Origin of the sequence: Enterobacter sp. JS8-1, assembly GCF_049187015.1 — a bacterium.
Classification (GTDB): Bacteria; Pseudomonadota; Gammaproteobacteria; order Enterobacterales; family Enterobacteriaceae; genus Enterobacter; species Enterobacter mori.
Genome location: NZ_CP185805.1, coordinates 3804976 through 3828165 on the forward strand (window position 1 = coordinate 3804976; position 23190 = coordinate 3828165).

Annotated in this window: 17 protein-coding genes; 4 read left to right on the forward strand and 13 right to left on the reverse strand. The window is 55.2% G+C overall.

What is annotated here, in order from left to right:
* Nucleotides 1-237: 237 nt before the first annotated feature.
* The gene (locus ACOQH0_RS18105; protein ID WP_421510939.1) at nt 238-1347 is read left to right on the forward strand and encodes an SDR family oxidoreductase; all 1110 of its coding nucleotides are present in this window, start codon (nt 238-240) and stop codon (nt 1345-1347) included.
* Between the two features lie 53 nt (nt 1348-1400).
* Here the strand turns inward: ACOQH0_RS18105 and eno are convergent, their stop codons facing one another.
* From eno to rlmD, 5 genes are all read right to left on the reverse strand, one after another.
* Entirely contained in the window at nt 1401-2699 is a 1299-nt protein-coding gene (gene eno, locus ACOQH0_RS18110) for a phosphopyruvate hydratase (RefSeq protein ID WP_010434599.1), read from the reverse strand.
* Between the two features lie 82 nt (nt 2700-2781).
* Entirely contained in the window at nt 2782-4419 is a 1638-nt protein-coding gene (gene pyrG, locus ACOQH0_RS18115; protein ID WP_010434601.1) for a glutamine hydrolyzing CTP synthase, read from the reverse strand.
* Nucleotides 4420-4642: 223 nt separating this feature from the next.
* Nucleotides 4643-5434: a nucleoside triphosphate pyrophosphohydrolase gene (mazG, locus tag ACOQH0_RS18120; protein ID WP_108416369.1), complete on the reverse strand. Its 792-nt coding sequence runs from the start codon at nt 5432-5434 to the stop codon at nt 4643-4645.
* Between the two features lie 68 nt (nt 5435-5502).
* Nucleotides 5503-7734: a GTP diphosphokinase gene (gene relA / locus ACOQH0_RS18125; protein WP_010434605.1), complete on the reverse strand. Its 2232-nt coding sequence runs from the start codon at nt 7732-7734 to the stop codon at nt 5503-5505.
* Nucleotides 7735-7785: 51 nt separating this feature from the next.
* A complete protein-coding gene (rlmD, locus tag ACOQH0_RS18130; protein ID WP_089601186.1) occupies nt 7786-9084 on the reverse strand; it encodes a 23S rRNA (uracil(1939)-C(5))-methyltransferase RlmD in 1299 nt (432 codons plus the stop codon).
* 59 nt (nt 9085-9143) lie between these two features.
* Between rlmD and barA the strand changes: the two genes are divergently transcribed.
* Entirely contained in the window at nt 9144-11903 is a 2760-nt protein-coding gene (barA, locus tag ACOQH0_RS18135; RefSeq protein WP_089601184.1) for a two-component sensor histidine kinase BarA, read from the forward strand.
* Between the two features lie 150 nt (nt 11904-12053).
* Here the strand turns inward: barA and ACOQH0_RS18140 are convergent, their stop codons facing one another.
* The 8 genes from ACOQH0_RS18140 to syd form a co-directional block, all read right to left on the reverse strand.
* Nucleotides 12054-13193 (reverse strand): glycerate kinase, encoded by a 1140-nt coding sequence (locus ACOQH0_RS18140; RefSeq protein WP_421510940.1) that lies wholly within the window; start codon nt 13191-13193, stop codon nt 12054-12056.
* A 77-nt stretch (nt 13194-13270) separates the two neighbouring features.
* A complete protein-coding gene (gene gudD, locus ACOQH0_RS18145) occupies nt 13271-14608 on the reverse strand; it encodes a glucarate dehydratase (protein ID WP_108416365.1) in 1338 nt (445 codons plus the stop codon).
* Between the two features lie 15 nt (nt 14609-14623).
* The gene (locus ACOQH0_RS18150) at nt 14624-15964 is read right to left on the reverse strand and encodes an enolase C-terminal domain-like protein (protein WP_421512369.1); all 1341 of its coding nucleotides are present in this window, start codon (nt 15962-15964) and stop codon (nt 14624-14626) included.
* Complete coding sequence (gene gudP, locus ACOQH0_RS18155; protein WP_089601178.1) at nt 15964-17319, reverse strand: galactarate/glucarate/glycerate transporter GudP; 1356 nt, start codon at nt 17317-17319, stop codon at nt 15964-15966. The genes ACOQH0_RS18150 and gudP overlap by 1 nt, the downstream gene beginning before the upstream one ends.
* Before the next feature lie 328 nt (nt 17320-17647).
* On the reverse strand, nt 17648-18097 hold the full coding sequence (locus ACOQH0_RS18160; RefSeq protein ID WP_042713494.1) for a flavodoxin: 450 nt from the start codon (nt 18095-18097) through the stop codon (nt 17648-17650).
* A 15-nt stretch (nt 18098-18112) separates the two neighbouring features.
* Complete coding sequence (truC, locus tag ACOQH0_RS18165) at nt 18113-18898, reverse strand: tRNA pseudouridine(65) synthase TruC (protein ID WP_218308407.1); 786 nt, start codon at nt 18896-18898, stop codon at nt 18113-18115.
* Nucleotides 18895-19224, reverse strand: a complete 330-nt coding sequence (locus ACOQH0_RS18170) for a YqcC family protein (RefSeq protein WP_089601302.1) — start codon at nt 19222-19224, stop codon at nt 18895-18897. Before ACOQH0_RS18170 ends, truC begins: the two co-directional genes overlap by 4 nt.
* A 632-nt stretch (nt 19225-19856) precedes the next feature.
* Complete coding sequence (gene syd / locus ACOQH0_RS18175; protein ID WP_100166312.1) at nt 19857-20402, reverse strand: SecY-interacting protein; 546 nt, start codon at nt 20400-20402, stop codon at nt 19857-19859.
* A 69-nt stretch (nt 20403-20471) separates the two neighbouring features.
* On the opposite strand from syd, the gene queF reads away from it, so the two are divergent.
* Nucleotides 20472-21314, forward strand: a complete 843-nt coding sequence (queF, locus tag ACOQH0_RS18180; protein WP_421510941.1) for an NADPH-dependent 7-cyano-7-deazaguanine reductase QueF — start codon at nt 20472-20474, stop codon at nt 21312-21314.
* 116 nt (nt 21315-21430) lie between these two features.
* Nucleotides 21431-22795 carry a nucleotide 5'-monophosphate nucleosidase PpnN gene (gene ppnN / locus ACOQH0_RS18185; protein ID WP_100166313.1) on the forward strand — a complete coding sequence of 455 codons (1365 nt, stop codon included), beginning with the start codon at nt 21431-21433 and terminating at the stop codon, nt 22793-22795.
* Nucleotides 22796-23190 lie beyond the last annotated feature (395 nt).

Sequence of the window (23190 nt, forward strand, 5' to 3'; positions counted from 1 at the left end):
TTTAATCACGTTTTCCATTCAAGAAACCCTCTACAAAAAACATTAAATTCAACAGGTTAAAAATTAAATTTTAATAGAGTGAATTTTTACCCTTCCACTAATGTCGAATATAACCACCCGATTCCCTTTCCTTAAAATAAGCTTAAGATACTGTCGGTTTCGGCGATTTATTATTTAAATGCCGTTTACTTTTGCGCGCCTACAATCCGCCTCATCAATCATAATGAAACGGTATTAATGAAGATGTTATTAATTACAGGCGTGACCGGATTTCTGGGTGGTGCAGTTCTTGAAAAAATCCTGACCAACGATCAATCCGAAGAACTCCTTTTGCTTGCACGTGCTGGCGATCCGCAGAGCGGGCTGGAGCGCGTGCTGGAGAATATGCGCAAGTTCAACGTGCCTGAGGACAAACTGGCCTCCCTGAATGTGGATAATATCCTGACTGGCGACCTCAGCCAGCCTGAAGCTTTTCTGAACGATCCCCGTCTGGATCGCGTCACGCATGTCATTAACTGTGCGGCTGTCGCCTCATTTGGTAATAACCCGCTGATCTGGAAGGTCAACGTTGAAGGTACGCTCGCGCTGGCGCGCCGTATGGAGCAGGTCACAGGACTGCAGCGTTTCCTCCACGTCGGTACCACAATGTCATGCACGCCGGAGCAGGATTCACTGGTCGCTGAAAGCGCGGAATTCAGAGAGAATGCTGAACACCTGGTGGAATACACGTTTTCGAAGTCAACCATCGAACAGCTGATGCGCCAGGAGTGTCCGAACCTGCCGCTGCTCATCGCCCGTCCGTCCATCGTTGTCGGCCATACCCGTCATGGCTGCACGCCGTCGAGCAGCATTTTCTGGGTCTTTAGCATGGGCCTGATGCTGCAGAAGTTTATGTGCTCAATGGAAGACCGGATCGACGTTGTTCCGGTGGATTATTGCGCCGACGCGATGTTAATGCTGCTCAACAGCAACGCTCGTCCGGGGGAAGTGGTGCACATTTCTGCGGGAGAAGAGAACAGCGTTCGCTTTGCGGATATCGATCGGGCAATGGCGCAGGCGCTGGAGAAAGCTCCCGTCGGGGATAAATATGCGCAGGTCAGCTACGAAACGCTGGTCAGAATGCGCCGCGAGTTGAAACATATTTTTGGCCCGTGCAACGAACGTCTGATGCTGAAAGCCATGCGTTTATACGGTGCGTTTGCCACGCTTAACGTGCGCTTCAGCAACGATAAGCTGCTGAGCATGGGGATGCCGAAGCCACCCCGGTTTACGGATTACATCGCCCGCTGCGTGCAAACCACCCAGGGGTTGACCATTCCGGAGCAAATGGCGGTTGATTTTAAATAGCCAAAAAAAATGCCAGTCATTCGACTGGCATTTTCATTTTAAGGCTTAAGCAATTATGCCTGGCCTTTGATCTCTTTCAGACCGTTGTATGGTGCTTTTTCGCCCAGCGCTTCTTCGATACGAATCAGCTGGTTGTATTTAGCAACACGGTCAGAACGGCTCATAGAACCGGTTTTGATCTGGCCTGCAGCGGTACCCACAGCCAGGTCGGCAATGGTAGCGTCTTCAGTTTCGCCAGAACGGTGAGAGATAACAGCGGTGTAGCCAGCGTCTTTCGCCATTTTGATCGCAGCCAGAGTTTCGGTCAGAGAACCGATCTGGTTGAATTTGATCAGGATGGAGTTAACGATGCCTTTCTCGATGCCTTCTTTCAGGATCTTGGTGTTGGTTACGAACAGATCGTCACCAACCAGCTGGATTTTGTCGCCCAGTACTTTGGTCTGGTATGCGAAGCCAGCCCAGTCAGACTCGTCCAGACCGTCTTCGATAGACACGATTGGGTACTGTTTGGTCAGGTCTTCCAGGAAGTGAGTGAACTCTTCGGAGGTGAATGCTTTGTTGCCTTCGCCAGCCAGAACGTATTTACCGTCTTTGTAGAATTCAGATGCTGCACAGTCCATCGCCAGGGTGATGTCTTTGCCCAGCTCGTAGCCTGCTGCTTTAACTGCTTCAGCGATTACAGCCAGAGCTTCTGCGTTAGAACCCAGGTTTGGCGCATAGCCACCTTCGTCACCAACAGCAGTGTTCATACCTTTAGCTTTCAGAACTTTAGCCAGGTTGTGGAACACTTCAGAACCCATACGTACTGCTTCTTTCAGGGATTTCGCGCCAACTGGCTGAATCATGAATTCCTGAATATCAACGTTGTTGTCTGCGTGCTCACCACCGTTGATGATGTTCATCATTGGTACAGGCATGGAGTATTTGCCTGGGGTGCCGTTCAGTTCAGCGATGTGCTCGAACAGTGGCTGGCCTTTCGCTGCTGCTGCTGCTTTGGCGTTAGCCAGGGAAACAGCCAGGATTGCGTTCGCACCGAAGTTAGATTTGTTTTCAGTACCGTCCAGATCGATCATGATCTTGTCGATGCCAGCCTGGTCTTTGGCGTCTTTGCCAAGGATTGCCTGAGCAATAGGACCGTTTACAGCGCCAACCGCTTTCAGTACGCCTTTGCCCAGGAAGCGGGATTTGTCACCATCGCGCAGTTCCAGCGCTTCGCGGGAACCAGTAGAAGCACCTGATGGAGCAGCAGCCATACCAACGAAACCACCTTCCAGGTGAACTTCGGCTTCAACGGTCGGGTTACCACGGGAGTCGATGATTTCACGACCGATGACTTTAACGATTTTGGACATTAGATTTTCCTCAGTACAAGTTAAACTAAAACTCCAGACAAACAACGCGTACCAGAGGTACGCGTTGCCGTTCTAACTTTTTTTACTTCGCCTGACGCTTCTGGTAGTCGCTGGCGGCCTTCACGAAGCCTGCAAACAGCGGATGCCCGTCACGCGGCGTAGAAGTAAATTCCGGGTGGAATTGGCAGGCAACGAACCATGGATGGTTAGGCACCTCGATGATCTCGACTAACTGATCATCCCCGGAACGGCCCGCAACACGCAGACCCGCAGCTTCAATCGGTTTCAACAACATGTTGTTGACTTCATAGCGGTGACGATGGCGCTCGGTGATGGTTGGCTCGCCATACAGCTTGCGAACCACGCTATCGTCGGACAGCTGGCAGGCCTGTGCGCCAAGACGCATAGTGCCACCCAGATCGCTCTTCTCGGTACGGACTTCGACGTTACCTTCTTCGTCGCGCCATTCAGTGATAAGCGCCACTACAGGGTACTTACAGTCTGGCACAAATTCCGTAGAGTTCGCGTTTTCCATTCCCGCTACGTTGCGCGCAAATTCGATCAGCGCAACCTGCATACCCAGGCAGATGCCGAGGTATGGAATATTGTTTTCACGCGCATAGCGCGCGGTGGCGATCTTGCCTTCTACACCACGGTAGCCGAAGCCGCCCGGAATGAGAATCGCATCCAGATCTTTCAGAATTTCGACGCCACGCGTTTCAACATCCTGCGAATCAATCAGCTTGATGTTCACGGAGACGCGGTTCTTCAGACCACCGTGTTTCAGCGCTTCGATGACTGACTTATAGGCGTCCGGCAGTTCAATGTACTTGCCGACCATACCGATAGTCACTTCACCAGCCGGATTGGCTTCTTCGTAAATAACCTGTTCCCATTCAGACAGGTTAGCTTCCGGACAGTTCAAGCTGAATCGTTTACAAATATAATCGTCCAGGCCCTGTGATTTCAACAGGCCCGGGATTTTATAAATGGAATCGACGTCTTTCATTGAAATAACGGCTTTTTCAGGCACGTTACAGAACAATGCAATTTTCGCACGTTCGTTCGCTGGAACTGCGCGATCGGAGCGGCAAACCAGGATGTCTGGCTGAATACCGATGGAGAGCAGCTCTTTTACTGAGTGCTGAGTCGGCTTGGTTTTCACTTCACCTGCGGCGGCCATGTACGGCACCAGGGTCAGGTGCATGAACAGCGCGTGCTCACGACCAATATCGACAGCCAGCTGACGAATCGCTTCAAGGAATGGCAGGGATTCGATATCACCTACGGTTCCGCCGATTTCGACCAGCACCACGTCGTGGCCTTCGCCGCCCGCAACGATGCGTTCTTTGATTGCGTTAGTGATGTGCGGGATAACCTGAACAGTTGCCCCCAGGTAGTCACCGCGGCGCTCTTTACGCAGAACGTCTGAGTAGATGCGGCCAGTCGTGAAATTGTTACGACGGGTCATTTTGGTGCGGATGAAACGCTCGTAGTGGCCAAGATCCAGATCGGTTTCAGCGCCGTCTTCAGTAACGAACACTTCCCCGTGTTGGATTGGGCTCATGGTGCCCGGATCGACGTTGATGTACGGATCCAGTTTCATCATGGTCACATTGAGGCCACGGGCTTCAAGAATGGCTGCGAGGGAGGCTGCGGCAATGCCTTTACCCAGAGAGGATACGACCCCGCCGGTCACAAAAATATAGTTCGTTGTCATGCTGAACCTGAGAAGTTAGGGTGAAACGATGGAATAACCAGGACGGGAAAGTAGTATACCCGAACACGGCGAGCGCCACAAACTTTCATTCTCCGTCTCCATTCCAGGCCATGACAAACATAAGGAGTGAGAAAATAGCCCCTTTTGGGTAAATGTTTTTGACGCAAATCAAGCGCTTGTCATTTAAAAAATCACACAAATTGCGCTTGGTCGCAAAATCTCGTTAGAGATCATGTTCCTGGCGTTTTACTTCCTGCCAGACTTCTTCCATGGCTTCGAGGTCGATTCCGGTCATTTCCAGGCCGCGCGAGGCCACAATCCGCTCAACTTCGCGAAAGCGTCGCTCGAACTTAATGTTGGCTTTTTGCAGGGCGGTTTCCGCTTTTACACCCAAATGGCGCGAAAGATTGACGGTCGCGAAAAGCAGGTCGCCCATCTCCTCTTCCAGCTTTGCTTCATCCACAACCGCCTGCTGCGCTTCATGCATCACTTCGTCGATCTCTTCATGCACTTTATCCAGCACCGGCCCCAGGGAGTCCCAGTCAAAACCCACGGCGGAGCAGCGTTTCTGGATTTTATGCGCGCGCATCAGCGCGGGCAGACTTAGCGGAATATCATCCAGCGCCGAGTGCTGGGATTTTTCGGCGCGCTCGGCGCTTTTTATCTGCTCCCAGCGAGCCAGCACTTCCGCGCTGTTGCCTGCGGTGGCATCGCCAAAAATATGCGGATGGCGGCGCTCCAGCTTGTCGCTGATGGCAGCGCAGATGTCGTCAAAGTTAAAGCGCCCTTCTTCCTGCGCCATCTGCGCATAGAACACCACCTGGAATAACAGGTCGCCCAGCTCGCCTCGCAGGTCGTCAAAATCCTCGCGTGAAATGGCGTCCAGCACTTCATAAGTTTCTTCGAGGGTGTACGGGGCGATGGTCGCGAAAGTCTGCTCCTTGTCCCACGGGCAGCCGTTTTCCGGGTCGCGCAGGCGTTTCATGATGCCGAGCAGGCGGTCGATTTGAGTCATAATCTGTTCCATTAAAAAACAAGCCGGGTGGCGGCAAAGCCTTACCCGGCCTACAAAAGAAAGTGCAGTTAACCGCCGTGCAGACGACGCGCGTCTATCACATCCGGCACCTGGTTCAGTTTGCCGAGCACGCGGCCCAGCACCTGCAGGTTGTAGATTTCAATGGTCATATCGATGGTGGCAAGCTGCTCGCGAGTATCGCTGCGGCTGGCAACGCCCAGCACGTTAACCTTCTCGTTGGCGAGAATGGTCGTGATGTCGCGCAGCAGGCCGCTGCGGTCATTGGCGGTGACGCGCACCACCAGCGAGTAGCCTGCAGAGTAGCTTTCGCCCCAGACCGCTTCGACGATGCGCTCCGGCGCATGTGACTGCAGCTCTGCAAGCTGGTCACAGTCTGAACGGTGGATCGAAATCCCGCGCCCCTGAGTGATAAAGCCGACGATATCGTCACCTGGAATAGGCTGGCAGCAGCGGGCAATGTGGTGCATCAGATTGCCCACGCCTTCCACGACCACCCGGCCGTTATCTTTGCTGCGCTGCTGCGGCGCATGGGTTTTCTGCTGCAGCTGCTTCAGCGCCGCCGCATCCTGCTCCGCCGCACTTGGCTTGTTGAACTGCGCCTGCAGGAAGTTCACCATCTGATTCAGACGGATATCTCCGCCGCCAATGGCCGCTAACAGTTCGTCAAGCTCGTTGAAGTTGTAGCGTGGCAGCAGGAATTTCTCCGCCTCTTTCAGACTGATCCCCACATGCTCCAGTTCGTCATCGAGGATCTGGCGACCGGCAAGGATGTTTTTATCGCGATCCTGCTTGCGGAACCAGGCGTGGATCTTGGAGCGCCCGCGGCTGGTGGTGACATAGCCCAGGTTCGGGTTCAGCCAGTCGCGGCTCGGGTTGGGCTGCTTCTGGGTGATGATCTCAATCTGGTCACCCATCTGCAGCTGATAGGTGAATGGCACGATTCGTCCGCCGATTTTCGCCCCGATGCAGCGGTGCCCCACATCGCTGTGGATGTGGTAGGCGAAGTCGAGCGGCGTGGAGCCCGCAGGTAGGTCGACAACGTCCCCTTTCGGGGTAAAGACGTAGACCCGGTCGTCAAAGACCTGGCTGCGCACTTCATCGAGCATTTCGCCGGAATCAGCCATCTCTTCCTGCCACGCAATCAGCTTACGCAGCCAGGCGATGCGGTCTTCGTGGCCAGAACGCGCGCCGCCGGATGTACCCTCTTTGTATTTCCAGTGCGCGGCCACGCCCAGCTCGGCGTCCTCGTGCATCTGTTTGGTCCGGATCTGGATCTCAACCGTTTTGCCGCCAGGGCCAAGCACCACGGTATGAATAGACTGGTAGCCGTTCGGTTTCGGGTTCGCCACATAGTCGTCGAACTCGTCCGGCAGGTGGCGGAAGTGAGTATGTACTATCCCCAGCGCGGCGTAGCAGTCCTGCAAACGCTCCGCCACAATACGCACGGCGCGCACGTCAAACAGCTCGTCAAAGGCGAGGTGTTTCTTCTGCATTTTGCGCCAGATGCTGTAGATGTGCTTAGGTCGACCGTAGACTTCGGCGCGCACGTTCTCTTCTTTCATTGACTGACGCAGCCCGCTGACAAACTCGTCGATGTAGTGTTCACGATCGATACGGCGTTCATGCAGAAGTTTGGCAATGCGCTTGTATTCCGCAGGGTGCAGATAGCGGAAGCAGTAATCTTCAAGCTCCCATTTCAGCTGACCGATACCTAAGCGGTTCGCCAGCGGCGCATAGATATTTGTACACTCCTTGGCGGCAAGGACGCGCTCGTCTTCCGGCGCATCCTTCACTTCGCGCAGGTGCGCAATACGTTCGGCAAGCTTGATGACCACGCAGCGGAAGTCATCCACCATGGCCAGCAGCATTCGCCGGACGTTATCAACCTGTTCTGAGGAGACGGAATCGGTATGGGCAGCTTTAAGCTGGCGGATGGCCGCCATATCGCGCACGCCGTGGATCAGCGCGACGACGGAGGTTCCGACGCTGTCACGCAGCACGTCTTCGCTGACCACGTCAGCATCGGCGAGCGGAAACAGAAGCGCGGCCTGCAGCGTTTCGATATCCATGTTCAGCATGGAGAGAATTTCGACCATTTCGATGCCGCGCCACAACAGCAGCTCGGCGTCAGGATGTCCCTGCGTGGTGCGCAGACAATAGGTCCAGGTTTCGGTTAAGCGTTCACACGACTGCTGGCTGGAAATCCCCAGACTTGCGATCCATTTTTGAGGGTCAAACTCACCAGCTTTATTAAGATGTGCACTTCTTACCGCAACCATCGTCCTCTCCTTTAGGGACCAGGGCCTGTCGAAGTCGACAAGCCAAACAAATTAGATGTGCTCAAACAACGCCATCGATTCCAGATGTCCAGTGTGCGGGAACATGTCCAGCATTGCCAGACGCTGAATCTGGTAACCCGCACTGATTAATGCCTCGCTGTCCCGGGCAAGCGTCGCCGGGTTACAGGAAACATAGACCACACGCTTCGGCGCGAGTTTAATAATATGTGCCATTACGCCCGGAGCACCGGCGCGTGCCGGGTCGAGCAAAATTTTATCAAAGCCCTGTTTTGCCCACGGCTGTTGAGTCACATCTTCCTCAAGGTTTTGATGAAAAAATGTCACATTTTGCAAGCCATTCTGTAGGGCGTTTTCCTGTCCTTTGGCGACCAGCGCCTCAACGCCTTCCACACCCACCACGTTTGCCGCTTTCTGCGCCAGGGGCAGCGTGAAATTACCCATACCGCAGAAGAGATCGAGCACCCGGTCGGTCGGCTGGATATCGAGCCAGTCCAGCGCTTTTTCAATCATCTGCTGATTCACGCCGTCATTGACCTGGATGAAATCCCGTGGGCTGAACGTTAAGCGTAGCCCGTTTGACGCATACCAGGGAGCCTCTCCCGTAACCTGCTCAAGTATCTCGCTTTGTGGTGCCAGGAAAAGCGCAAGCTTGTGGGAATGCGAAAAGCGTTCCAGTTTTTCGCGATCTTTTTCGGACAGCGGCGCAGTATGGCGCAGCACCATCAGCGGGCCGTTGTTAGCCAGAACCAGTTCCACGTGTCCGAGATGGCGAACACCTTCGAGCCCGGACAAACACTGGTGCACATCAGGGAGCAATGCCTCAAGTTGGGGCACCAAAACAGGGCACTGCTTTATATCCACGATATCGCTGGCGCTGGCTTTACGAAATCCCATCTCCAGCCGCTCGATTTTTGGCTGATAACTGAGGCTCAAGCGCGCGCGCCGACGGTAGCCCCAGGGCTGCCCGGCGATAATCTCGTTAACCTCGTGCTTAAGCTGACGCGCCAGCGCGCTGCTTTTACTTTTTTGCTGTAAAACTACGCTGGCATGCTGTTGCTGGCAGCCCCCGCAGACGCCAAAATGGGGGCAGCGAGGCACTTCGCGTTCCGGGCTATCGCTCAGTCGGCGCTTTACCTGGCCGCGCGCGTACTGGCGTTTATCTTCCGTCAGCGTAATTTCTGCTCGTTCTGATGGCAGCAAACCTGTTATAAACAGTGTCTTACCGTTGTGCCGCGCCACCCCCTGACCAAAGGGATCGAGGTCCGTTGCTTCAACAGTTATGATCTGACGCGTCGTCACGCGTCGCTTTGCAGAGTAGAATTGCGCCATCGCTGAGATTTTTCTCACATATAAACATAATTGTCCTAATTGTCCCATAACGGAACGCCATGACCAACTACAGCCTGCGTGCACGCATGATGATTTTGATCCTCGCCCCCACCGTATTGATCGGTTTGCTGCTGAGTATCTTCTTTGTGGTGCATCGCTACAACGATTTGCAGCGACAGCTGGAAGACGCCGGAGCCAGCATTATCGAACCGCTGGCGGTCTCCAGCGAGTACGGGATGAACCTGCAAAACCGGGAATCCATTGGTCAGTTAATTAGCGTCCTGCATCGTCGTCATTCGGACATCGTGCGGGCTATCTCCGTTTATGATGAAAACAACCGTCTGTTTGTTACCTCGAATTTTCACCTTGACCCGACGTCCCTGAAAATTCCTGACGGCACGCCGTTCCCGCGCCATCTCACCGTATTGCGGCGAGGGGATATTATGATCCTGCGCACGCCAATCATCTCCGAAAGCTATTCTCCAGATGAATCCGCTCAGTCTGAAGCCAAATCCAGCAACAACATGCTGGGATATGTGGCGCTGGAGTTGGATCTCAAGTCAGTCCGGCTGCAGCAGTACAAAGAAATATTTATCTCCGGCGTGATGATGCTCTTCTGTATCGGCATTGCGCTGATTTTCGGCTGGCGACTGATGCGTGATGTGACGGGGCCGATTCGAAACATGGTCAACACCGTTGACCGTATCCGTCGCGGCCAGCTCGACAGCCGCGTGGAAGGGTTTATGTTGGGCGAGCTGGATATGCTGAAAAACGGCATCAATTCAATGGCGATGTCGCTGGCGGCGTATCATGAAGAGATGCAGCACAACGTTGACCAGGCCACTTCCGACCTGCGCGAAACGCTGGAGCAAATGGAGATTCAGAACGTCGAGCTGGATCTGGCGAAAAAACGCGCCCAGGAAGCCGCGCGCATTAAATCCGAATTCCTTGCCAATATGTCACACGAGCTGAGAACCCCGCTGAACGGCGTAATCGGCTTTACCCGTCTGACGCTAAAAAGCGAGCTTAACCCCACCCAGCGCGACCACCTGCATACTATCGAACGTTCGGCCAACAACTTGCTGGCGATCATTAACGACGTGCTGGACTTCTCGAAGCTGGAGGCGGGCAAGCTGATCCTCGAGAGTATTCCGTTCCCGCTGCGAGGCACGCTGGATGAAGTAGTGACGCTGCTTGCGCATTCGTCACACGATAAGGGACTGGAGCTGACGCTCAATATCAAAAACGACGTGCCGGATAACGTCATTGGTGACCCGCTACGTCTGCAGCAGGTCATCACCAATCTGGTGGGTAACGCGATCAAGTTTACCGAGAGCGGCAATATCGACATTCTTGTCGAAAAACGGGCGCTCAGTAATAACAAGGTACAGATTGAGGTGCAGATCCGCGATACCGGTATCGGCATACCGGAGCGCGATCAGTCGCGTCTGTTCCAGGCATTCCGTCAGGCGGATGCCAGTATTTCCCGCCGCCACGGGGGGACCGGCCTGGGGCTGGTGATCACCCAAAAACTGGTAAAAGAGATGGGCGGCGATATCTCCTTCCACAGCCAGCCTAACCGGGGTTCGACCTTCTGGTTCCATATCAATCTCGATCTCAACCCGAACGTCATGACCGATGGGCCAGTGACCGACTGCCTGAAAGGGATGCGTCTGGCCTACGTTGAGCCAAATGCCGCAGCGGCACAGTGCACGCTGGACGTGTTAAGCACCACGCCGCTGGAGGTTGTCTACAGCCCGACCTTCTCTGCGCTTGCCGTTGAGCACTACGATATCCTGCTGATGGGGATCCCGGTCACCTTTACGGGCGAACTGACCATGCAGCAGGAGCGCCTGGCGAAAGCGGCATCAATGACTGACTACCTGCTGCTGGCCCTGCCTTGCCATGCACAAATTAACGCCGAAGAGCTGAAAAACGACGGGGCCGCCGCCTGCCTGCTCAAACCGCTCACGGCCACACGCCTGCTGCCTGCACTCACCGAATACTGTCGTCTGAGCCAGCACGCGCTGCCGCTCGTCAGCGACGAGCAAAAGCTGCCGATGAGCGTGATGGCGGTGGACGATAACCCGGCAAACCTGAAGCTGATTGGCGTGCTGCTGGAGGATCAGGTTCAGCATGTGGAACTGTGTACCAGCGGTGCGCAGGCAGTGGAACAGGCTAAACAGATGCAGTTCGATTTGATTCTGATGGATATTCAGATGCCGGGTATGGACGGTATTCGCGCCTGTGAGCTTATCCGCCAGCTCCCGCATCAGCAGCAAACGCCGGTTATTGCGGTGACCGCGCACGCCATGGCCGGACAGAAAGAAAAATTGCTGAGCGCCGGGATGAATGATTATCTGGCCAAGCCTATCGACGAAGAGAAATTGCATAGCCTGCTGGTGCGCTACAAACCAGGGCATATTGGCGGGACGTACACTGTTGCAACAGAATCACCGGAGATTAGCGTCAACCAGAATGCCACCTTCGACTGGTCGCTGGCGCTGCGCCAGGCGGCAGGGAAAACCGATTTAGCCCGCGACATGTTGCAAATGCTGGTCGCCTTCCTGCCGGAAATCCGTAATAAAGTTGAAGAACAGCTGGTGGGAGAAAACCCCGAAGAACTGCTGGAAGCCATCCACAAGCTGCACGGCAGCTGCGGCTACAGCGGGGTGCCGCGGTTGAAGAACCTTTGTCAGTTGCTGGAGCAACAGTTACGCGCCGGTACGCCAGAATCCGAGCTTGAACCCGAGTTTCTGGAGCTGCTGGATGAAATGGATAACGTGACGCGGGAAGCGATGAAGGTGTTAGGGAGCTGATATAAAACCCCGGTGGCGCTACGCTTACTGGGCCTACAATTGCGGGTGCGGCCTGATGCCCTCACCCCAGCCCTCTCCCTCAAGGGAGAGGGGGTCGTCCGTGCAGGCATTATTTTGTGGGGAACCTTCAGCCCATAAGGAGAGGGAGAACTACATTCCCTGCCCCACTTTCAGCGCCGCTGCGATATTCCTTGCGGCCATCCTGACATTCTCGCTGGCATTTTCCAGCGCATCCTCCAGTGAACAAATGGTGTAAATCACGCTAAACACGGCGTCGATACCGTGCTCATGCACCACACCGACATCCGCCGTCAGGCTGCCCGCAATCCCGATAACCGGTTTGTTAAAGCGTTTTGCGACTTTCGCCACGCCAACGGGCACTTTACCGTGGATAGTCTGACTGTCGATGCGGCCTTCGCCGGTGATCACTAAATCAGCATCGGCGACCTGATCCGCGAGATGCAAGGCATCGGTGACGATCTCAATCCCCTGACGCAACTGAGCGCCGCAAAAGGCGTATAACGCGGCCCCCATCCCGCCCGCCGCACCGCCGCCGGACAGGTTCAGAACGTCGATATCCAGATCGCGGGCGATAACCTGCGCATAATGGGCAAGCGCGTTGTCCAGATTGACAATCATCTCTGGCGTCGCCCCTTTCTGCGGGCCAAACACCGCAGTGGCTCCCTCCTCCCCGGTTAACGGGTTGGTGACATCGCAGGCAACCTCAATCCGGCACGCTTTCAGCCGTTTATCAAGACCGGTAAGGTCAATATGTGCCAGCGTGGAAAGTTCGCCGCCCCCGAGTCCGACAGGCTTCTGAGCGGCATCCAGCAATTTCGCGCCCAGCGCCTGGACCATGCCCGCGCCGCCGTCGTTGGTGGCACTGCCGCCAATGCCGATAATGATATGCTTAACGCCCGCGTCCAGCGCGTGACGGATGAGCTCGCCGGTTCCCCACGAGGTCGTTTTCAGCGGGTTGCGCTGCGAAGGTGGCACAAGCTCCAGACCGCTCGCCGCCGCCATTTCTATAAACGCACTTTGATCGTCACCGGATAACCCGTAGAACCCTTCGACAGGCTCCCCCAGCGGACCTGTCACCGGGACATGAATGATTCGCCCCTGAGTGGCCGCAACCATCGCCTCAACGGTGCCTTCGCCCCCATCGGCAACCGGTAATTTTACGTAGTTAGCCGAGGGAAAAATCTCGCGAAAGCCGCGTTCTATCGCTGTCGCTACCTCAAGAGCACTCAAACTTTCCTTATACGAGTCCGGTGCGATAACAATTTTCATAAGCCATCCTTACGCATAGTCATTACGTTAAGCATACACCACGTAAACGACCGCTCATGGGAGCGGTCCCAATGCGTTTATCGTACCATGCACGGACGTTTATTGTCGAATGTCCAGTCCGGGATCAAATACTGCATGGCTATCGCATCGTCGCGCGCACCCAGACCGTGTTTCAGGTACAGTTCGTGGGCTTTCATCACCTGGTCCATATCCAGCTCAACGCCCAGACCCGGCGTGGTTGGCACCTGCACCATGCCGCCTTTGATTTCAAACGGCTGCTTAGTAAGCCGCTGATTGCCCTCCTGCCAGATCCAGTGGGTATCTATGGCGGTGATCGCGCCCGGCGCGGCAGCGGCAACGTGAGTGAACATTGCCAGCGACACGTCGAAGTGATTGTTGGAGTGCGAGCCCCAGGTCAGGCCGAACTCGTGGCACATCTGCGCCACGCGAACTGAACCCTGCATCGTCCAGAAATGCGGGTCCGCCAGAGGAATATCGACGGACTGAAGGGATAAGGTATGCCCCATCTGGCGCCAGTCGGTGGCGATCATATTGGTTGCCGTTGGCAAACCGGTGGCGCGGCGAAACTCGGCCATCACCTCACGCCCGGAGAAGCCCTGCTCGGCCCCACACGGATCTTCCGCGTAGGCCAGAACGCCTTTAAGCTGCTTACCAATTTTAATCGCTTCATCAAGCGACCATGCGCCGTTCGGATCCAGCGTGACGCGCGCCTGCGGGAAACGTTTTGCCAGCGCGGTAATGGCCTCCGCCTCTTCTTCCCCTGCCAGTACGCCGCCCTTCAGTTTGAAGTCGTTGAAGCCATATTTTTCGTAAGCGGCTTCGGCCAGACGCACCACCGCGTCAGGAGTCATCGCTTCATCGTGGCGAACGCGGTACCAGTCGCAGTGCTCATCCGGCTGGCTCTGGTACGGCAGCGGCGTCAGCTTGCGGTTGCCGACAAAGAACAGATAGCCCAGCATTTCCACTTCGGTGCGCTGCTGCCCCTCGCCCAGCAGGGACGCAACGTTCACGCCAAGATGCTGACCAAGCAGATCCAGCATTGCCGCCTCAATACCGGTGACCACGTGGATAGTCGTACGCAGGTCGAAGGTTTGCAGCCCGCGCCCACCCGCATCGCGGTCCGCAAAGGTGCTGCGCACGCTATTGAGAACATTTTTGTATTCGCCGAGGGTTTTCCCCACCACCAGCGGAATGGCGTCCTCCAGCGTTTTGCGGATCTTTTCCCCGCCCGGAATTTCGCCCACGCCCGTATGGCCGGAATTGTCTTTGATAATCACGATATTGCGGGTAAAGAACGGTGCATGCGCGCCGCTCAAATTCATCAGCATGCTGTCATGGCCCGCAACCGGAACGATCTGCATGGAAGTGACTACAGGGGTAGAAAATGTGCTCATGGTTCAATCCTTTTATCAGTGACGTCCAAAAACAGGGCGCTTACGGTCAAATGTCCAGCCGGGGATCAGGTACTGCATCGGGCCCGCGTCGTTACGCGCGCCGCCTGGTAACCTCTTATACGCCTCGTGCGCTTTGTGGATCTGATCCCAGTCAAGCTCCACGCCCAGCCCCGGCGCATCCGGTACGGCAATGCTGCCGTTTTTGATCTCCAGCGGATTTTTCGTCAGTCGGGCTTCCCCCTCCTGCCAAATCCAGTGGGTGTCGATGGCGGTCGGGTTACCCGGCGCCGCCGCGCCAACGTGGGTAAACATCGCCAGCGAAATGTCGAAATGGTTGTTGGAGTGACAGCCCCAGGTCAGCCCCCAGTCGTCGCACAGCTGCGCCACGCGCACCGCACCGGACAGCGTCCAGAAGTGCGGGTCAGCCAGCGGAATATCCACTGAATTGAGCATGACCGCATGGCCCATTTCACGCCAGTTGGTGGCGATCATGTTAGTGGCGACCGGCAGCCCGGTGGCACGGCGAAACTCGGCCATCACTTCCCGACCAGAGAAACCCTGTTCGGCACCGCACGGATCTTCCGCGTAGGTCAGTACATCGCCCAGACCTTTACACAGCGAGATGGCTTCATCCAGTAACCATGCACCGTTCGGATCCACGGTGATCCGCGCATCGGGGAAACGCTTTTTCAGCGCGCGGGCAGTTTCAATTTCCTGCTCGCCGGGCAGCACGCCGCCTTTCAGTTTGAAATCCTTAAAGCCGTAGCGGTCCTGCGCGGCTTCCGCCAGACGCACCACCGCCTCGCCGGTCAGCGCCTCCTGATGGCGCAGGTGATACCACTCATGGTTGCCCGGCGAACGGTCCAGATAAGGCAGATCGGTTTTATTACGGTCGCCTACGTAGAACAGGTAGCCCAGCACCGTTACCGCATCGCGCTGTTTGCCTGGGCCCAGCAGTTCGCAGACCGGGACATTCAGCGCCTGACCGAGCAAATCGAGCAGAGCGGCTTCCAGCGCGGCAACAGCGTTGACGCGCAGTTCAAACGTCCAGGCACCTTTTCCGAAGGTATCAAAGTCAGCAGACTGGTTACCCTTATGCACCCCTTGAACCACTTTATTCAGACGGGCCACTTCCTGGCCCACCACCTGTGGAATGGCATCAACCAGCGTCTGGTAAATCACCTCTCCGCCCGGCGCTTCGCCAACGCCGGTATTCCCCGCGCTGTCGGTCAGTACCACGATATTGCGGGTAAACCAGGCGTTATGCGCGCCGCCAATATTGAGCAGCATGCTGTCCTGTCCGGCCACCGGGATGACCTTCATCTCAGTGACGACAGGGCTTGATTGCGTTGTCATCATCCACGCTCCCCTACAGGTTTAAGTTCGACGCGTTTGATATCGCCGACCAGCACCAGGTAACTCAGCACCGCCACCAGCGCATGCACCCCTACGTAAATCAGCGCACCGTTAAAGGAGCCGGTGGTGCCGACGATGTAGCCGATAGCGATTGGCGTAACAATCCCCGAAATATTGCCGAACATATTGAACAGACCGCCGCTCAGGCCGCTGATCTCCTTCGGTGCCGTATCCGCCATCACCGCCCAGCCCAGCGCGCCAATGCCTTTGCCGAAGAAGGCCATCGCCATAAAGCCGATAATCATCCACTCAGCGCTCACGTAGTTACAGAACACCATGGTCATGGAGAGCAGCATCCCGAGCACGATAGGCGTTTTACGCGCGATATTGAGAGAGCCGGTGCGGCGCATCAGCCAGTCGGAAATCACCCCGCCGAGCACGCCGCCCACGAAGCCGCAGATGGCCGGGATCGAGGCAACAAACCCCGCTTTCAGAATCGACATACCGCGCGCCTGTACCAGGTAAACCGGGAACCAGGTGATGAAGAAGTAGGTTAAGGCGTTGATGCAGTACTGGCCCAGATAGATACCGATCATCATGCGCGAGCCAACGAGCTGTTTGATCTGCGCCCATTTCTGGCTGAACGGGACTTTTGCTTTTGCGGATTTCTGATCCATGTTGATCAGCGCCCCGCCCTCTGCGATGTACTCCAGCTCCTTCTTGTTCACGCCCGGGTGTTGATTGGGTTCATGGATCACTTTCAGCCAGATAAAGCTGATGACGATCCCAAGCCCACCCATGAAGAAGAATACGTGTGACCAGCCCACCTCATGCGTCAGCCAGCCCATGATTGGCGCGAAGATCACCGTGGCGAAGTATTGTGCGGAGTTGAAAATCGCGACCGCGGTTCCCCTCTCCTGTGCCGGGAACCAGGCTGCGACAATGCGGCTGTTCCCCGGGAAGGAAGGCGCTTCCGCTAAGCCAACCAGGAAGCGCAGCGTGAAGAGCGCAACGATAATGCCGAAGCCGCTGAAGATATCGACGAACCCCTGCAGCAGGGTAAACATCGACCAGATAAAGATGGACCAGAAATAGACCCGTTTTGAGCCAAAGCGGTCAAGCAGCCAGCCGCCAGGAATTTGGCCGATGACATAGGCCCATGAAAACGCCGAGAAAACGTAACCCATGCCGACCGGATCAAGTCCGATATCTTTTGCCATCTCAGAACCAGCAATCGACAGCGTGGCGCGGTCACCGTAGTTGAAGGATGTGACGATAAACAGCATCACCACTATCCAGTAGCGAGCGTTAGTGCGCTTCTCTGCGCTGCTCGCCGCCTGGCTTAATGAACTCATAGTTGCACTCCTGAATCATAGCTTTCGCCTGGTTCATTCTGTACAGCACCTGTAGGGTAATCAGAATGAGAGATAAGTGTTCGGCAGTTTTGGTACGGCTGAAGGCCGTTTTATGGTGAAGCGCTGCCTTATTGGGTAACTGACGGGAAAAGTATATGAAGGAGTGGCGCTCTTCCTCACCGTGCATCGACACAACATTGAAGGGGGAGTGAGACGTGGTTTGGGGCATAAGCCCAAAGCAGTGGAAGATGGTTCACGGAATTGAGGTTTTCGGGCGGCTTTGTTGCCGGGTGGCGGCTTCACCTGACCCGGCCAACAAACTACAAAACTAGTTAAGCAGCGTTGCCCAGTGCTCAACCCACGGGTTTGATTCGCTTTCTGGCTCCGGGTGTTCGCCTGCGTCAATCAGCAGCATCTCGCCGACGCGCTGGGCGCTCTGCTCCTGCAAAAGGGCATCGAACTGTTTACCGCCGCCACAGAAGTTGGCGTAAGAGCTGTCGCCCAGGGCAATGATGCCGTAGTGCACGTTCGGCTGATAGCCAAGCCGGTCTTTAATGCCCTGGAACAGCGGCACGATGCTGTCCGGCAGATCGCCCTGCCCGGTCGTGGAGGTCACCACCAGAATGTATTTATCTTGATACTTTTCCCAGTCTGCCAGTTCCGGGTCTTCATAGACCGTGGCTTTATGGCCCTGGCTGGCGAGTATTGCCTCAGCTTCTTCCGCTACCAGCAGCGAGTTGCCGTACATTGTGCCGACAAAAATGCCTACTTCAGCCATGCTTTGCTCCCTTAATTATTGCGCTTGCTGTTCATCCTGAACGTTGCCTGATACAAACTCAACCCTTTCATTTTCGGGGAGTTGCCCCAGCCAGCCAAATTGTGACAGCGCCTGCATCCAGACGTCGTCCAGCCCCGCGCGGATAGTCAGCGGTTCGCCAGTGAACGGGTGTGTCAGGCTCAGCTCGCTTGCGTGCAGCATCAGGCGATGGCAGCCAAAATGCTCGGCCGCGCTGCGGTTCTGGCGCAAATCACCGTGCTTGCTGTCGCCAATAATCGGGTGGCGCAGATGCGCAAGGTGGCGGCGAAGCTGGTGCTTGCGCCCGGTTTTAGGCAAAAGCTCAACCAGGCTGTAGCGTGTGGTCGGAAACTTACTGGTCGCCACCGGCATTTCGGTCGTCGCCATGCCACGATAATCCGTCACCGCTGGCTGCGGACCTTTATCATCACGGGCAAATTTATCGGCGATTTTATCCAGTTCCTCCACCAGCGGATAATCGAGCGTGGCGGCTTCCGTCAGCCAGCCGCGCACAATCGCATGGTAGCGCTTTTGCATCTGATGCTGTTCAAACTGCTGCGAAAGCAGACGTCCCGCCTCGCTGGAAAGCCCCATCAGCAGTACGCCGGAGGTTGGACGGTCCAGACGATGGACGGTAAATACATGCTGACCAATCTGGTCGCGAACGGTCTGCATCACCACCACTTTTTCATCGCGATCGAGCCAGCTGCGGTGCACCAGCCAGCCTGACGGCTTGTTGACTGCCACCAGCCACTCATCCTGATAGAGGATCTCAAGCGTCATGCATCGTCACCGGCAAAGAGCGCATCCAGGCGTTCTAACTCAACCAGCATAACCTCGCGGGCGGGATGGGTCGCTTCCAGCGCCATTTCATAATAGGGAGAGACGGCAAATGCCTGCGGCAGCGGATGACCACCGTCCAGCAGAGCGTGCATGCGCGGAATTAATACCCATTGCAGCCACTCAAAGGGAGCCAGCTTATCCAGGCAGAATGGCTGGGTACTTGCGAATGCTTCTGGCTGCGGCGCGATCTCCTGCCACAGCTGATGTTGGCGCAAGAGTGCTTCGATGGCGTGCAACTGGGCACGAACGCTATCGTGTTGCGTCATAGTCACCTCAACTGAAAAACTGAACGGCGCGCAGCATAGCATTGCAGAACGCAGAAATAAAAAAAGGGAGCACTGTAAAAACAGTGCTCCCGGTTCGTTCCGCAGCATTCCAGCTACAATTCGTGCTCCCTGCTCATCCGTGACAACTTTTCCTGAAGCCCGAAGGCCTGGTCATCCGTCTACCTTTCGCATCCTGCTCACATCATCCTGACGTGATTGTTTCATCCTGAAACGTCCTGGCCGTCCTGACCCACCGACCATCCTGACCGGCTCTCGTTCTCCTTCCTGGAGGTGTCCTTTACGCATCCTGCGCGATCCACTTTGCTTCATCCTGAAGCCTTCCTGCAGCGCCATCCTGACGAGTCCTGAGTAAGAAACGCCATCATCCTGATGTTCGTTTCTCGTGTCGGCTTCCTGTCGACGGAGATAGAATCCGCTATTCCGCTTCGTCTTACAACCCACCCCATGAGCGCTGTAAGACGTCAGAAATCCCTAAAAACGATGCGATAAACAAGTAATCCATTGAAAAACAGCGTAATATTAATCTTAATTAAATGAGGTAATACTGAATGATCCAGCGATCTCTCACAAACCTTGTAAGAGATCTCTCACACGCGCCGTAGCATCATGGATTACAGAAGTGGCTCAAGTTGGGTGAGGAAATCCGCAAGAGAGGGGGCGAGAGTCTCGCGATTGCGGGTACCGATCGTCTCTTTAACCACTTCACCGGACAGGTTGCAGACGGAGATAACATCCAGTTCGCTGTCCAGCGTGGCAATAAAGAGCGTCGGAGAAAGCTTAAGGCGCTTTTGCGTGACCAGGTGACCAATCAGGTTTTCCTGTACACGCTGCAGATCGTCTTCGCTCCAGGTCTGCAACAGCGTCAGCGTAATATCGGCAAAACGCGCAGGCATATCCCCTGCAAACTGCGCGGTATAAAACGCGTGAACCGCTGGTTGTACCACAATGTCCATTGCCCGTTCAACCGCATTTACATTTTGCTCGCCTGCAAAGGGTTTCGGCTGCCAGATAACGTAATCGTCGAGCGAAGAGATAATGCACGGCGAGGGTACGCCATATAAATCAGCGCTTTGCGGCCACGTCCCCTGTTTTTCATGCCATGCATCGCAATAGCGGGTCGTGAAGGTCGTTAGGGCATTTGCAGTTTCGATATCCACCGATTTCTCTCTTCTTGTAAGACAGGATAAACTCAGGCCATAAGTGTACCTGTAAAGTGGCTATGAAACATGTCTTACGAAAATCATCAGGCGTTAACCGGCTTAACGCTGGGTAAATCGACCGATTACCGCGACACCTACGATGCAAGCCTGCTGCAGGGCGTGCCCCGCAGCCTGAACCGCGACCCGCTTGGGTTACACGCGGACGCACTGCCGTTTGTCGGCGGCGACATCTGGACGCTGTACGAACTCTCCTGGCTTAACGCGCGCGGGCTGCCGCAGGTGGCCGTCGGCCATGTGGAGCTGGATTACGCCAGCGTTAACCTTGTCGAGTCCAAAAGCTTCAAGCTTTATCTCAACAGTTTTAACCAGACAACATTCAACAGCTGGGAAGACGTCCAGGCTACGCTGGAGCGGGATTTACGCGCCTGTGCACAAGGAAACGTTGCCGTATCGCTGTATCGCCTGAATGAGCTGGAAGGGCAGCCTATCGCCCACTTTAACGGTGCCTGCATTGACGATCAGGACATTGAAGTTGAAAGCTATGAGTTCAGTACCGACTACCTCGAAAACGCGGCAAGCGGAAAGGTGGTTGAAGAGACGCTGGTGAGCCATCTGCTGAAGTCCAACTGTCTGATCACCCACCAGCCAGACTGGGGCTCGGTGCAGATCCAGTATCGCGGGCCGAAAATCGACCGGGAAAAATTGCTGTGCTACCTGGTGTCGTTCCGCCATCACAACGAATTCCACGAGCAGTGCGTGGAGCGCATCTTTAACGACATTATGCGTTTCTGCCAGCCAGAAAAGCTGAGCGTTTATGCGCGCTACACCCGCCGTGGTGGACTGGACATCAACCCGTGGCGTACCAACACCGATTTTGTGCCTGCAACGGGCCGTCTGGTGCGTCAATAATATAAATATTTTCACAATATGCGCGGTATCTTCCGCGCTTTAGGTTGTGAAACGTCACGCGCCAGGGCTATTGTAATCAACAGGGAAAGACGATAATCGTCCCGTAAGGAGCTCACTTGATTACACATATTAGCCCGCTTGGCTCAATGGATATGTTGTCGCAGCTGGAAGTGGACATGCTTAAACGCACGGCCAGTAGCGATCTCTATCAACTGTTTCGTAACTGTTCACTTGCCGTACTGAACTCCGGAAGCCTGACCGACAACAGTAAAGAACTGCTGTCTCGCTTCGAAAGCTTTGACATCAACGTGCTACGCCGCGAGCGTGGCGTGAAGCTTGAAGTCATCAACCCGCCGGAAGACGCCTTTGTCGACGGGCGTATTATTCGCTCTCTGCAGGCCAACCTGTTTGCCGTGCTGCGCGACATTCTGTTCGTGAACGGGCAGATCCACAACGCTGGCCGTTTCCAGCATCTCGACCTGGAAAGCTCGGTCCATATCACCAACCTGGTGTTCTCGATTCTGCGTAACGCCCGTGCCCTGCACGTGGGCGAAGCACCGAACATGGTCGTCTGCTGGGGCGGTCACTCCATTAACGAGACCGAATACCTGTATGCGCGTCGGGTGGGCACCCAGCTTGGCCTGCGCGAACTGAATATCTGTACCGGCTGTGGTCCGGGCGCGATGGAAGCGCCAATGAAAGGTGCCGCAGTGGGACACGCGCAGCAGCGCTATAAAGAAGGACGTTTTATCGGTATGACCGAGCCGTCCATCATCGCGGCTGAGCCGCCTAACCCGCTGGTTAACGAACTGATTATCATGCCGGATATCGAGAAACGTCTTGAGGCGTTTGTCCGTATCGCCCACGGCATTATCATCTTCCCGGGCGGCGTGGGCACGGCGGAAGAGCTGCTTTATCTGCTGGGTATTCTGATGAACCCGGCCAACAAAGATCAGGTTCTGCCGCTGATCCTGACCGGGCCGAAAGAGAGCGCAGACTACTTCCGCGTGCTGGACGAATTTATCGTGCACACGTTGGGTGAAGCCGCGCGTCGTCACTATCGCATCATCATTGACGATGCCGCAGAAGTGGCTCGCCAGATGAAGAAAGCAATGCCGCTGGTGAAAGAGAACCGTCGTGATACCGGGGATGCTTACAGCTTTAACTGGTCAATCCGCATCGCGCCGGATCTGCAGATCCCGTTTGAACCTTCGCATGAAAATATGGCGAACCTGAAGCTCTATCCCGATCAGCCAGTGGAAGTGCTGGCCGCCGATCTGCGCCGCGCCTTCTCCGGCATTGTGGCGGGTAACGTGAAAGAGGTGGGGATCCGCGCCATTGAAGAATTTGGTCCGTATAAGATCCACGGTGACCCGGAGATGATGCGTCGCATGGATGACATGCTGCAGGGCTTTGTCGCACAGCACCGCATGAAGCTGCCGGGCTCGGCCTATATTCCTTGCTACGAAATCATCAAATAAGATTTAAACCTGCGCTTTTAAAGCCGGATCCTGTCCATCAGGGTCCGGCTTTTTTATTGCTGATGCAATTCATAGACATCATTTATGTTATTTATATCTTTCCCCCATACGCAAACGATTACCTCGTTTTCGGAACCGTAAAATATCAGCCTTAATCTAAATTACCTGCCAGAAAATCCTAAAAACCTATTTCTTTACAGCGTAACCCTCCTAACTCGCGGGCCAGCCTTTCAAGCTACATGTCGTTAATGGTAGCCTTCGCGCCCGTAAATTCTCTTTGACGTTTTTTTGACAGATAAATGGTCTAAACATGCCCACATAGAGAGTGGATTATTGCAATTGGGATCAGGATCACTGAAGGATTCATAACGAAAATGTATCTTTCCGCCCGCCAA